The organism is Cupriavidus lacunae (assembly GCF_003353055.1).
Taxonomy (GTDB): Bacteria; Pseudomonadota; Gammaproteobacteria; order Burkholderiales; family Burkholderiaceae; genus Cupriavidus; species Cupriavidus lacunae.
Genome location: NZ_QKWJ01000004.1, coordinates 150,759 through 163,366 on the forward strand (window position 1 = coordinate 150,759; position 12,608 = coordinate 163,366).

General features: G+C 66.1%; 13 protein-coding genes. 8 read left to right on the forward strand and 5 right to left on the reverse strand.

Features of this window, described 5'->3' with window-relative positions:
- Positions 1-71 precede the first annotated feature (71 nt).
- Positions 72-590 (forward strand): 2-oxo-4-hydroxy-4-carboxy-5-ureidoimidazoline decarboxylase, encoded by a 519-nt coding sequence (uraD, locus tag DN412_RS05620; RefSeq protein WP_115013600.1) that lies wholly within the window; start codon positions 72-74, stop codon positions 588-590.
- 18 nt (positions 591-608) lie between these two features.
- Here uraD and DN412_RS05625 read toward each other — a convergent pair whose 3' ends face one another.
- Positions 609-1,508: a LysR family transcriptional regulator gene (locus tag DN412_RS05625; RefSeq protein ID WP_115013601.1), complete on the reverse strand. Its 900-nt coding sequence runs from the start codon at positions 1,506-1,508 to the stop codon at positions 609-611.
- 290 nt (positions 1,509-1,798) lie between these two features.
- Here DN412_RS05625 and DN412_RS05630 point away from each other — a divergent pair, with 290 nt between their 5' ends.
- Complete coding sequence (locus DN412_RS05630) at positions 1,799-3,178, forward strand: MFS transporter (protein ID WP_115013602.1); 1,380 nt, start codon at positions 1,799-1,801, stop codon at positions 3,176-3,178.
- Here the strand turns inward: DN412_RS05630 and DN412_RS05635 are convergent.
- Positions 3,132-3,818, reverse strand: a complete 687-nt coding sequence (locus DN412_RS05635) for a hypothetical protein (RefSeq protein WP_425267400.1) — start codon at positions 3,816-3,818, stop codon at positions 3,132-3,134. The two genes, DN412_RS05630 and DN412_RS05635, sit on opposite strands and share 47 nt — an antisense overlap.
- Complete coding sequence (locus tag DN412_RS05640) at positions 3,794-5,200, reverse strand: selenium-binding protein SBP56-related protein (protein ID WP_115013603.1); 1,407 nt, start codon at positions 5,198-5,200, stop codon at positions 3,794-3,796. Before DN412_RS05640 ends, DN412_RS05635 begins: the two co-directional genes overlap by 25 nt.
- Positions 5,201-5,480: 280 nt before the next feature.
- On the opposite strand from DN412_RS05640, the gene DN412_RS05645 reads away from it, so the two are divergent.
- Positions 5,481-5,897, forward strand: coding sequence for a PaaI family thioesterase (locus tag DN412_RS05645; RefSeq protein ID WP_115013604.1), 417 nt, complete (start codon positions 5,481-5,483; stop codon positions 5,895-5,897).
- A gap of 10 nt (positions 5,898-5,907) precedes the next feature.
- Here the strand turns inward: DN412_RS05645 and DN412_RS05650 are convergent, their stop codons facing one another.
- On the reverse strand, positions 5,908-6,906 hold the full coding sequence (locus DN412_RS05650; protein ID WP_115013605.1) for an AraC family transcriptional regulator: 999 nt from the start codon (positions 6,904-6,906) through the stop codon (positions 5,908-5,910).
- Positions 6,907-7,065: 159 nt separating this feature from the next.
- On the opposite strand from DN412_RS05650, the gene DN412_RS05655 reads away from it, so the two are divergent.
- From DN412_RS05655 to DN412_RS05675, 5 genes are all read left to right on the forward strand, one after another.
- Positions 7,066-8,046, forward strand: a complete 981-nt coding sequence (locus DN412_RS05655) for a quinone oxidoreductase family protein (protein WP_115013606.1) — start codon at positions 7,066-7,068, stop codon at positions 8,044-8,046.
- A 12-nt stretch (positions 8,047-8,058) separates the two neighbouring features.
- Positions 8,059-8,901 carry a TauD/TfdA dioxygenase family protein gene (locus DN412_RS05660; RefSeq protein WP_115013607.1) on the forward strand — a complete coding sequence of 281 codons (843 nt, stop codon included), beginning with the start codon at positions 8,059-8,061 and terminating at the stop codon, positions 8,899-8,901.
- Positions 8,902-8,952: 51 nt separating this feature from the next.
- Complete coding sequence (locus tag DN412_RS05665) at positions 8,953-10,011, forward strand: beta-keto acid cleavage family enzyme (RefSeq protein ID WP_115013608.1); 1,059 nt, start codon at positions 8,953-8,955, stop codon at positions 10,009-10,011.
- Between the two features lie 113 nt (positions 10,012-10,124).
- Positions 10,125-11,135, forward strand: coding sequence for a Bug family tripartite tricarboxylate transporter substrate binding protein (locus DN412_RS05670; RefSeq protein WP_115013609.1), 1,011 nt, complete (start codon positions 10,125-10,127; stop codon positions 11,133-11,135).
- Positions 11,136-11,196: 61 nt separating this feature from the next.
- On the forward strand, positions 11,197-11,538 hold the full coding sequence (locus DN412_RS05675; RefSeq protein WP_115013610.1) for a zinc ribbon domain-containing protein YjdM: 342 nt from the start codon (positions 11,197-11,199) through the stop codon (positions 11,536-11,538).
- Here DN412_RS05675 and DN412_RS05680 read toward each other — a convergent pair whose 3' ends face one another.
- Positions 11,539-12,480 (reverse strand): LysR family transcriptional regulator, encoded by a 942-nt coding sequence (locus tag DN412_RS05680; protein WP_115013611.1) that lies wholly within the window; start codon positions 12,478-12,480, stop codon positions 11,539-11,541. It lies immediately after the preceding gene.
- Between the last annotated feature and the right edge of the window lie 128 nt (positions 12,481-12,608).

Here is a 12,608-nt window from a genome sequence, read left to right on the forward strand (position 1 = left end):
CGGGCCGTTCCTATACTCGGCCCCGTATCCAACGATTCCCCATGCGCGGGATCCCTACGGGAGAAGCATCCATGTCTCAACCACTCGACCTGGCGTCGGTCAACGCCCTGGACGAAGCGGCTTTTGCCGACGCCTTCGGCAGCGTGTTCGAACACTTTCCGCAGGCCGCCGAAGGCGCGTGGGCGCAGCGGCCGTTCGCATCGGCAACGGCGCTGCACGGCGCCATGATGGACGTGGTGCGCAAGCTTGACGAGCCGCGCCAGCGCGATTTCCTGAATCTGCACCCGCAGCTCTCGGCACGCAATATCCGCGCGGGCACGATGACGGCCGACTCCAATGCCGAGCAGAAGAGCGCCGGCCTGGATGCGATGTCGGCGCAGCAGGAGGCCGCGCTGGACCAGCTCAACTCGGACTACCAGGCGCGCCATGGCTTCCCGTTCATCATCTGCGTGCGTCACTACACCCGCGAAGGCATCTTCGCCGCGTTCGAGCGCCGCATCGGCCGAAGCACGCAGCAGGAACTGGACGAGGCGCTGGCCCAGATCGCGGCGATCACGCGGGGACGGCTGGCGGCACGCCTGGCCGGTTGACCCGCCAGCGCGGTGGCGCTAGCCTTCGCTGGCCTCGATCAGGAAATCGAGGAAGGTGCGCACCTTCGCGGACAGATGGCGGTTGCCCGGCCAGACCGCCGACACGGGCTGCGAAGCCGGCCGGAACCCGGCAAGCACCTCCACCAGGCGCCCGCTGCGAAGGTCCTCCTCCACCGTGAAATCCAGCAGCTGGGCCAGGCCCGCGTCGCTGAGCGCGGCCGTCAGCGTGCCGAGCGGGTGATCAAAGCGCATGCGCGGCCGGATCCTGAGTTCTCCCGCCGTAGCGGCCAGCGACCAGGGCATCACGCGGCCGCTGTCGGGCAATACCAGGCCCAGGCATTCGTGCCCGCCCAAGTCCTCCGGGGTGGCTGGAATCCCACGCCGGCGCAGGTAGGCCGGCGAGGCCACCACCCTCAGCCCGGCCTCGTGCAGCGGTCGGCAGACCAGGCGTGAATCGGTGACCTCGCCGATGCGGATCGCCATATCGAAATCCTCAGCCACGAAATCCGCAAGCGAATTGCTGAGCGAGACCGCCACCCTGACCTGGCCGTGGTAGCGCTCGACGTAGCGGGGGATCAGCGGGATCAGGCGCTTGATGCCGTAGCTGTGCGGCACGCTGACCCGCAGCTCGCCGCGCGGCAGCTTGTGCCCGGTCAGTGAGCGTTCGATCTCCTGGATGCTCTCCAGCGCCAGGCTGCAGGTCCGGTAGTAGGCCAACCCGTCGTCAGTCAGGCGGATGGCGCGCGTGGTGCGCTCGAACAGCTTGACGCCCAGCCGGTCTTCCAGGCGCCGTACCGCCTTGCTGATGGCCGAGGGCGTGGTGCCCAGCGCGGTGGCCGCCGCGGTAAAGCCATTGGCCCTGGCGGCGGCGCAGAACATTTCCACGGTGCTCAGGTTGCCGGCAATCGGTTCGCTCATGCTGCTCGGGGTTTGGCGGGGGAGCGGGTCGCACCTTGCTTCCCGGCGCTCGGTCCCAGGCGGCATTGTGCGCGGGTGTCCGGCCTCCGTCCAGACGATTTGTGCCGCAGCGGCATAAATGAATTTCCGCCCGCCGCCTTCATCCCGGCGGCCGCCAGTCCTAGAGTTGCGCTCACGACGGACGCAACCAAGGAGTCAGGACCGGGCAACAGCAGGCACAAGCCGGTGCAATGACTCCCGGCCACTCAGGTGCGTCAATCGCCCCCCCGGAACAGACAGGAGACTTCACCATGGACAAGCCGCATGCGTATAGTTGCGAGCCCCAGACCCCCATTGATATCGCGGCGGTCATCGACGCCAGCCCCGTCAGCCGTTTCCAGGCCTGGGTGCTGGCGCTGGTCGGGCTGACCGTCGTGGTGGATGGTTTCGACGTGCAGGCCATGGGCTTTGTCGCGCCGGCCATCATCCAGGAATGGGGCATCGACAAGGTCGCGCTTGGGCCCGTGTTCGGCGCCGGCCTGCTGGGCATGTTGGTGGGGTCGCTGACTCTGAGCGTGGTTGCCGACAAGGTGGGGCGTCGTCCGGTGCTGATCTGGGCGACGCTGGCCTTTGCGCTGTGCATGCTGGCAACGGCGCAGGTGACGACGCTGACGCAGCTGCTGGTGCTGCGCTTTGTCACAGGCCTGGGCCTGGGGGCGATCATGCCCAACGCCATGGCCCTGGCGGGCGAATTCAGCCCCCGGCGCAAGCGGGTGACGCTGATGATGCTGGTGTCGTGTGGCTTTACGGTCGGCGCGGTGCTGGGCGGGATCTTGTCGGCTGCGCTGATCCCGCTGTGGGGATGGCGCTCCGTGTTCATTGCCGGCGGCCTTGCGCCGTTGGTGCTGGCGCTGCTGATGTTCGTGTGGATTCCGGAATCAATGCAGTTCCAGGTGCTGCGGGGCATCTGCCTGCACCGCGTCGCGGAGTCGCTGCGCCGCATCGCCCCCGCGCTGCCGGTGACGCCGGCCTCCCGCTACATCGTGCCCGAGACCGGCAAGCGCGCCGGCTCCGTGCTGGAGCTGTTCCGCGTCGGCCGGGCCCGCACCACGCTGCTGCTGTGGGGGGTCAACTTCATGAACCTGCTCAACCTGTACTTCCTGTCGAACTGGCTGCCCACCATCGTCAAGAGTGCCGGCCTGGGGACCTCGACTGCGGTGCTGGTCGGCACCACGCTGCAGGCCGGGGGCGTGGTCGGCACGCTGGCGATGGGGCCGGTCATCGACCGCATCGGCTTCGGCAAGGTGCTGGTGCCGGCATTCCTGCTGGCCGCAGTGACGATTGCCACCATCGGCCAGCCGGGATTGCCGCTGGCGCTGCTGTTTGTCGTGGTCGCGCTGACGGGGCTTTGCATCATAGGCGGCCAGCCTGCGGTCAATGCGCTGGCGGCCACCTACTATCCCACCACGCTGCGGTCTACCGGCGTGGGCTGGAGCCTGGGCGTGGGGCGCGTGGGCTCGATCGTCGGGCCGGTCGTGGGCGGCCAGCTGATCGGCCTGGGCTGGTCCCATGCCACACTGTTTCTGGCGGTAGCCGTGCCGGCGGCGATTTCAGCGGTGATGTTGCTGGTCATGACGGCATCGTCTATCCGGCGTGTTCAAGACCCAGCGCCAGCATCCCCACCAGGATGAGGCTGCCCGCCCAGACCGCCTCCAGGTTGAACCAGCTGCGCGACACGAACTTCAGCCCCAGGTAGCGGTAGACCAGCCACGCCATGCCGCCGCCCACGGCGAACATGGCCAGCGTGTGGATGATGGCAACGACCAGCGCCATGCCCAGATTGGCGCTGGCGAGCGCGGCGGCCGCATAGTGTCCTGGTTCTGTCTCGACACGGCAGAGCCCGAGATAGATCGGCACCAGCATCAGTCCGGCACCATGCGCAATTGCCACCGCGAACGACCACAGCGCGAGCCGCGATGGCGCGATGCGCACCAGTGCGCGCGGGTGGCCTCGCCTGAGCAGCAGCGCGATGCCGCAGCCGATCAGCAGCACGCTGGCGCCGATGCGGATCTGCGCCTGCCAGGCGACCAGGGCAGCCAGCATGCCGAAGGGCAGCGTCACCGCCAGTACCGCAAGCGCGTGTCCGACAGCCAGATAGCCCAGCGCGGCAACGAGGGCGCGGCCGCTATGCGCCAGCAACCCGTTCGATACCGCCAGCGGCCACCCCATGGCCGGGTTGATGCCGTGATAGAGGCCACTGGCCAGCACTGCCGACCAGAGGCCGATCTGCTCCCAGGCGTGACCGGTCAGGCCTTGACCGAGGGATAGCAAAACGAATCGGTCGAGCAGTCGCCGCCTTCCAGCCGGATCTGGTGGGCGCGGTAGCCTTGCGCAAACTCGACCCAGTAGTCATCGGCCAGCGTCAGCCCGCCGTCCGGTCCGGCATGCGCCATGACCTGCGTGCCGGGGATGCCGTCGGGGTAGAACTGGTTGTCCCAGGTGGAGTAGAGCGAGTTGGTCCAGTAGACGCGCTTGCCGTCGCGGCTGATCTCGACCATCTGCGGGCCGCCGGTGAAGGGTTTGCCGTTGGGATGCGGCGTGCGGCGGACGATGCCGCCGATGTGGACCGAGCCGGCCAGCTTCAGGTTGCGCGGATCGCTTACGTCGTACTGCCGCATCTCGCCGGTGCCCCAGCAGGATACGTAGAGGAACTTGTCGTCGAGGGACAGATCGATATCGGTCACCAGCGGCGGTACGGCGCCGAAGCCCTGCAGCAGCGGCGGCAGCAGGCTTGCGTCGGCGGGTTCGGGCGGGATGGTTGCGGTTTTCTCGGCGTGGAACTTGCCGCCTTCGCGCCACCAGGTCCAGATCGAGCCTTCCAGGTTGGTGGTGTCGACCACCACGCCGACGAAGCCGTATTCGCGGATCGGGTCATGCGCAGGTCTGACTTCCAGCGCCATCTGGTGGTTGGCACCCAGGTCGATGGTCTGCACGTTGCGCCGCGCCCGCAGGTCCCAGAAATGCAGCTTGTGCCCGTAGCGGTTGCCCAGCAGGTCCTCGGGCACCAGCCCGTTCTCGAACTGCGGGGGCAGCGCCCATTCGCTGGACACCATATAGTCGCGCGGCAGGTTCCACCAGAAGTCGTAGTGCTTCTCCTGCTCGCCGCGGTCGATCTCCCAGCGGCCCAGCACGTCGAAGGTCTCGCAGTCCATGATGAAGATGCCGGGCGTGCCGTCGGTGCCATCGGGGCCGCTGCCGCCGAGCGTGCTGACATAGATGCCTTCCGGGCCGCAATGCACGGTATGGGGCCGGGAGTAGCCGGTCTTGCGGAAGATCTCGTCCGGCTCGATGATCTTGTGGATGCGTGCCTGGGTCGGATGCGGCTTGGTGTCGATGATATACAGGCGTGAAGACCGCATGCCCGGGATGATCAGGTAGCGCCGTTCGAGGAAGGCATGGCCGGTCAGCGGCGACAGCGACGACGAGCACGCATTCCAGCCGAAGTGATGCAACTCGTCGCCCTTGTTGGTCATCGGCACGGTATGCACGACCTGGCTGTAGGTGGGCGAGCCGGGCTTGGCGTCGATCACCGCGAGCGCGTCTGGCTGCGAGGCGTCGGGGCTGAGCAGCACCGTATAGGCAAAGGATTCCGCTGGTGCGCCGATCGCAAGTTCCGGCGAGGCGTGAAACGTCGGATCTGGCCGCATATTCATGGTAAGCCCTCCTGCTTCTGCTGGACGTCGCGACATCGCCGGTGCATCACTTGGCGCCCTGATGGCCGAGTGCACCGGAAGCCTACTTAGCCTAGGTCGTTCTCAAACCTGAGTCAAAGCCGCAAGCGCTCCGGCAGGGCGGGGATTCATGCGCGCAAAAGGTCTGGTTTGCGAAATACAGATTTACGAAATGCAGTAAATCGCGCAGAAATGATGCTTCCGGTTCGCACACGCGCGATGCCGGCATGCGGGCAATGACGAGTGAAATGGAAACCAAGCAATGGAAGCGGTGAAGCCTGAAGGCGAAGGTGAGGAATACTGTCTGGATAACCCGGCACTGGAAAGCATCGGTGTCAGGATCACCCAGTGGCACGACGACTATGTAGAACTTGAACTGCCGCTCGCGCCCAATATGCTCAACCGCAGCCGGGTGGTGCATGGCGGCACGATCTGCACCTTGCTCGACGCCGCCACCGGCTACTCGGGCCTTTACTCGGCGCCGGGCGAGGCCCCGCGCCATGCGGTCACGCTGTCGCTGACCTCGAACTTCCTGAGCAACGGGACCGGCAAGCTGCTGACGGCAAAAGGCATGGTCGAGCGCCGCGGGCGTTCGATCTTCTTTTCGCGCGCGGAGGTGTGGCTGGACGGGGAGCTGCTGGTGGCAACGGGCGTTGCCACGATGAAGTACCTGAAGTAGGCGGTCCGTCTCAGGCGCCGTCCTGGCGCCAGCGCGTCGGCGACTTGCCGAACTGTGCCGCGAACCAGCGCGAGAATGCGCTGGATTCCGAAAACCCCAGCAGCGTGGCGACCTGGGTGAGCGGCCGCTGCGGGTCCTGCAGGTAGCGTTGCGCAAGCTCGCGGCGCACTTCATTGACCAGCGCCGAGAAGGTATCGCCATCCTGTTCCAGCTGGCGCTGCAGCGTGCGCGGACTGACGCCAAGGCTTTGCGCGACCTGCTCGACTGCGCCGCGGCCGCGCGGCAACAGCTGGTGCAGGCTGCGCCGGACGTCGGCCGCGATCGAAGGCTTGCCGGCCCCCGGCTGCAGGTCGAGGAATCCCCTGGCATACCCGGCCAGGCTGGCATCGGCCAGGGGATTGATGCGATCCAGGTCGCCGCTGGCGAGCACCAGCCCGTCGAATTCCGAACCGAACTCAAGGTGTTGCCCGAACAGGCGCCGGTGGATCTGCAGGTCGGCCGGCGCCGCATGGGCGAAGTGCACGCTGTGCGGCTTCCACGACACGCCCAGGATGGCGCGGATCAGGCTGTACAAGGCGGCCACGGTCAGTTCCATGGCCTGCCTGCCGGGCTGATGGCGGCCTGTCTGCAACGTCACATGCAGCACCGCGATCTCGGGATACTCAGTCACCAGGATCGAAACGGAGTCGCTGAGCCAGTGGCGATAGCGCTCGATCTCCGCCAGCGCGTGGCGCAGCGTGGGCTGGTGTTGCAGCAGCAGGCTGACCGGGCCGAAGTCGGACAGGCGCCACGACTCCCCCACCATCAGGCCAAGCGAATGGCAGGCGGTCACCCGTGCCGATGCCTCCAGCACGTCGGCCAGGCGCGCTTCCGGGATGCGCAGGTCCGGGGTGTACAGGCAGGCCTGGTCCAGGCCTGCCTGGGCAACCATGCGCACCGGATCCAGGCCCGCACCCCGGGCAATCGCCAGGTATTTGGTCAGGGAAGCGCTGCGAACAAGGACGGTCATAAGGCTGCCGCGAGAGTGGGGGGGCGTCGGTCGGGTCCGTCGTCAAATGTCAATTCCTGGCGCGGTGGGTCAAGGGCGCTGCGCCATGGCTGTCTGACAATCGTTCCCGTCGCGCCAATGATAGCGGCGCGGGCATGACACGACAATCAGGAGACAGCCTTGGCAAAAGTCATTCGCATGTACGAAACCGGAGGGCCTGAAGTCCTCCGCTATGAGGACGCCGAGGTAGGCGACCCCGGCCCGGGCGAGGTGCGGATCCGCCACGTCGCCGTGGGGCTGAACTATGCCGACACTTACTTCCGCAACGGAACCTACCCGGTGCCGCTGCCCAGCGGCATGGGCGTGGAGGCCGCCGGCGTGGTGCAGGCGGTCGGGCCCGGCGTGACCCATGTCGCGGAGGGCGATCGCGTCACATATACCGGCTTTACCAACACGCTGGGCGCCTACAGCACCGCGCGCCTGGTGCCTGCCGCACCGCTGATCCGCCTGCCCGAAGCGATCAGCTTCGAGACCGCCGCGGCGATGACCATGCGCGGCCTGACCTCTGCTTACCTGATGCGGCGCATCTACCCGTTCCAGGGTGGCGAGGCGATCCTGCTGCACGCGGCCGCCGGCGGGGTCGGGCTGATCGTGTCGCAGTGGGCCAGGCTGCTTGGCCTGACGGTGATCGGGACGGTCTCGACCGAGGCCAAGGCAGAGCTGGCGCGTGCCCATGGCTGCGACCACATCATCAACTACAGCCATGAGGACGTGGCAAAGCGGGTGCGCGAGCTGACCGATGGCGCGGGCGTGTCCGTGGTCTTCGACAGCGTGGGCAAGAACACCTTCATGGCCTCGCTGGATTCGCTGAAGCGGCGCGGGCTGATGGTCTGCGTCGGCACGGCCTCCGGCACCATCCCGCCGTTTGATCCGCAGCTGCTGGCGAGGAAGGGCTCGGTCTACCTGACCCGTCCGGCCCTGGCCGACTACATTGCGGACCCCGCCGAGAAGGCCGAACTGGCCGCCGAGGTGTTCGGCCACGTTGCCGCGGGCCGCATCCGCATCGAAATCAACCAGCGCTATGCGCTGCAAGATGCCGTCCAGGCCCACCGGGACCTGGAGTCACGCAAGACCACCGGGTCTTCGATCTTCGTGCTGTAAAGGAGCTTCACCATGCGAGTCCAACCTCTTACCTGCAGCATCGGCGCCGAAGTCAGGGGCGTCAGCCTGGCCGATGCCGCGCGCGGCGACGCGCTGTTTGCCGAGATGAAGTCGCTGCTGCTCGAACACAAGGTGCTGTTCCTGCGCGACCAGGAAATCTCGCGCGCCGACCACGTGGCGTTCGCGAGCCGCTTCGGCGAACTGGAAGACCATCCCGTGGCCGGCAGCGATCCCGACCATCCCGGCCTGGTCCAGATCTATCGCAGCGACAAGCGCGAGAACTACGAGAACAGCTACCACACCGACGGCAGCTGGCGTGAATGCCCGCCCATGGGCTGCGTGCTGCGTTGCATCGAGTCCCCGCCGGTCGGTGGCGACACCATCTGGGTGAACATGGCGGCGGCCTACGAGCACCTGCCCGAGGAAGTCAAGCAGCGTATCGCCGGCCTGCGCGCCAAGCACGGCATCGAGCATTCGTTCGGCGCGGCAATGAGCCCGGAAAACCGCGCCAAGCTGGCCGCGCAGTACCCCGCGGTCGAGCACCCGGTGGTGCGCACGCATCCGGAAACCGGCGAAAAGGTGCTCTACGTCTGCGGCTTCTCCACGCACTTTGTCAACTTCCACACGCCCGAGAACGTGCGCTATGGACAGGACAAGACCCCGGGCGCCAGCCATCTGCTGAACTACCTGATCAGCCAGGCGGCGATCCCCGAATACCAGGTGCGCTTCCGCTGGGAGCCCAACAGCGTGGCCATCTGGGACAACCGCTGCACCCAGCACTATGCGGTGCAAGACTACTGGCCGGCCCCGCGCAAGATGGAGCGCGCGGCCATCATCGGCGACAAGCCGTTCTGAGGCGCGCCAGCCGCCCCCCAGGCCACGTACCTTTACAAATGGAGACATGCCGTGAACTACCTCGATGGGTCCTTGTTCCCTGAAAACCAGCAGCCGTTGATCATCACCGCAGCACCCTACGCACCGGGCTGGCTGCCCTCCGATTTCCCGGAGGACATCCCCGTGACGATGGAAGACCAGATCCAGAAGGCCGTGGACTGCTACAACGCCGGCGCGACGGTGCTGCACCTGCATGTGCGCGAACTCGACGGCAAGGGCTCGAAGCGTCTGTCCAAGTTCAACGAGCTGATCGCCGGGGTGCGCAAGGCCGTGCCGGAGATGATCATCCAGGTGGGCGGATCGATCAGTTTCGCGCCGGAAAGCGAGGGGGATGCCGCCAAGTGGCTGTCCGACGACACCCGCCACATGCTGGCCGAACTCGACCCCGTTCCGGACCAGGTGACCGTCACGGTGAACACGTCGCAGATGAACGTGACGGAGCATGCGGAACTCGCGGATTTCAAGGGCACCTCGCGTGAGAACCCCGCGATCTTCAACGCGTACAAGGAAATGACGGTTCCCGCCCAGCCTGGCTGGGTCGAAGAGCACATCCGCCGCCTTTCCGCCGCCGGCATCCAGAGTGCGTTCCAGTGCTACAACATCAACAGCTTCGAATCCGTGGAGCGGCTGATCCGGCGGGGCGTGTACAAGGGCCCGCTGGTCATGAACTGGGTGGCCATCAGCGGCGGCATGGATGCGCCCAGCGTCTTCAACCTCTCCAACATCGTTCGTGCCGTCCCGGATGGCGCGGTGCTGACCGTCGAAAGCTCGGTGCGCAACGTGTTGCCGGTCAACATGATGGGGATTGCCCTGGGTCTGCATGTGCGGTGCGGGACCGAGGACTGCCTCTGGAACCAGTCGCGCACGGCCAAGATGAGCACGGTGAAGCAGGTTGAGCAACTGGTGCGCATCGCGGGCGAATTCGGCCGCAAAGTGGCAACGGCCCAGGAAGCGCGCGACATCCAGAAGATCGGCGTGTTCTACGACACGGTCGAGGAGACGCTGGCGGCCAACGGCTTCGCGCCGAACCGCAATGGCGGCAACCAAGGCTTCCTGCGCAAGGCCGCCTGACCCGGGCGGTTGGCACTGACGATTCACCAGCAGAAGGGCAAGGGCGGCAAGTCACCGGCTCACGACGAAGTCGGCTGCCGCCCGGAACAACCCTCACACATTCGGAGACAACAATGAATCAAGCAAAACCATCGGCGCGCCGCAGGGCGTCGCTGTCATGCATGCTCGGCCTTGCGCTGTCGGTGGCGCTGCCGGCAGCGTTCCCGTCGACCGCCCATGCCCAGGCGTGGCCGAACAAGGTGGTCAGGATCGTGGTCGGTGGCCCCGCCGGCGGCACCGCCGATATCCTCGGGCGCCTGCTGGCCGAGGGGCTGACGCAGTCGCTGGGCAAGCCGGTGATTGTTGAGCAGAAACCGGGCGGCGCCGGGGCGATCGCGGTCAGCACACTGCTTTCCGCACCCCACGACGGGCATACGCTGCTGCTGATCCAGGGCGGCATCGTCTCCGAAACGCCGCTGGCGCTGAAGGTCTCGTTCGATCCCTTCAAGGACCTGAAACCCATTGTCCAGGTGGCCCGCACCGGCCTGGTGCTGGTGGGCAACCCGAAGCTGCCGGCCAAGAACTTCACCGAGCTGCTTGCCTACATCAAGAGCAAGCCCGGGCAGATCGACTATGCCTCGTATGCCGCCGGCATGCGCGGGCAGACCATTGGCGTCCAGTTCAACCGCCTGGCGGGCACGAACATGACCCATGTCGGCTACAAGGGATCGCCGCCCGCGCTGCAGGACGTGATGGGCGGCCACGTGCCGCTGATGTTCGACAGCCTGGCCACGTCGTTGCCGCTGATCAAGACCGGCAAGCTCAAGGCCTATGCCGTGGCTTACCCGAAGCGCATTCCCGCGCTGCCGGATGTGCCGACCTTCGCCGAAGTCGGCTACCCGGCGATGACGGAGCCTGGCTGGATGGGCGTGTGGCTGCCGCCGGACGTGCCGGCGGCGGTGCAGGAGAAGATCCGCAGCGCCACGCTGGCCATCGTGCAGCAACCCGGCTACCGCGAGCACATGACAAACATGGGCATGGACACCGGGCAACCGCTCAGCAGCGAGGCGCTGTCCAAGGATGCGCGGGCCGCCTACGAGCGCCAGGCGGAACTGCTGCGGTCGATTCACTTCGTGCCGGAGTAGCCGGAACGGGGAGGGCAGTATACTTCCGCTCTTTCACGGCCTTTGCCAGATCTCCTGAACCATGAGCGCACTCCCTCCCTGCCCGAAATGTCATTCCGAGTTCACCTATGAAGACGGGGGGCTCTATATCTGCCCGGAATGCGCGCACGAATGGTCGGCGCAAGCCTCTGCGCCGGCCGAGGCAGAGGCCAGGGTCTATCGCGACGCAGCCGGCAATGCGCTGCAGGACGGCGACACCGTCACCGTCATCAAGGACCTGAAGCTGAAAGGCTCGGCCGGCGTGGTCAAGATGGGTACCAAGGTGAAGAATATCCGCCTGGTCGACAGTGACCACGATATCGATTGCAAGATCGATGGCTTTGGCGCCATGAGCCTGAAGTCGGAGTTTGTCAGGAAGGTGTGACTAGGCCTTCTGTTTTCGTCTGCGCGGGCGGGCGGCCGCGAACATCGACATGTCGCGCAGGATGCAGTCCAGCAGCGTATTGGCTGCCACGCCCATCGGCCGGCCTGCCTTCACCAGCAGGCGCGCCTTGGCGGCCTCGAACAGCGGGTGGGCGATCGGCAATGTCACCAGTTCGCCCGATTGCAATTCACGATAGGCCGCGAACCCTCCGATCAGCGTGATGCCGTCATGGCGTTTCACGAAGTGGCGCAGCACGGCCAGCGAATTCGTGGTCAGCGTCGGGCGGATCTGGATGTTCTCCGTATAGGCCAGCATCTGCACCACCTGCCCGAGCCCGAAGGCCGGCGGCATCATCGCCAGCGGATAGTCCCCCAGTTCTTGCACGTCGACCTTGCCGCCGCGGCGTGCCAGCGGATGCCCGGCATGCACGAGCAGCACCACCGGCTGCGATGACGTGGCCACCCAGGCGATATCCGCATGCGAAGGCGGGTTGTAGGCCAGGCCGATATGGGCGCGGCTTTCCGCCACCTCCTGCAGGACGTTGTTGACCGGCAGGATATCGACCGTCACGTCAAGCCTGGGATAGCGCGCACAGAAGTCCGTCAGCACCTCATCCATCAATCCGTCGACATAGCCCTCGCTGGTGGCGATGCGCACCTGGCCGTGCTGCAAGCCGCGCAAGGCCTGCAGGCGGTCTTCGAAGAGCTCCTGCTGGGCACGGCAGCCGCGCCAGTACTCGAGCAGGTGCAGTGCGGCCTCGGTCGGCTGCACCCCGCGCGCATTGCGGTCGAACAGCGGCGCGCCGACTTCCTCTTCCAGCAGGCGAATCTGGCGCGTGATCACCGATGGCGAGGTGTTGATGCTGTCGGCCGCGCCGCGGATGGAACCATGGGTCAGTACCTCATGGAAATAGCGCAGCCTGCGCTGGTTCAGTTCCCGCATATCGGATCTCACTTGCCGTAGTGTTGCCAATTGGGCAACGATAGCCGACTTAAGTTGCTCTTGCTCTGTTTTTTCATATGCCAGACGATCAACGCCTGCCACAGACAGACATCGCGTCCACAAGAGCC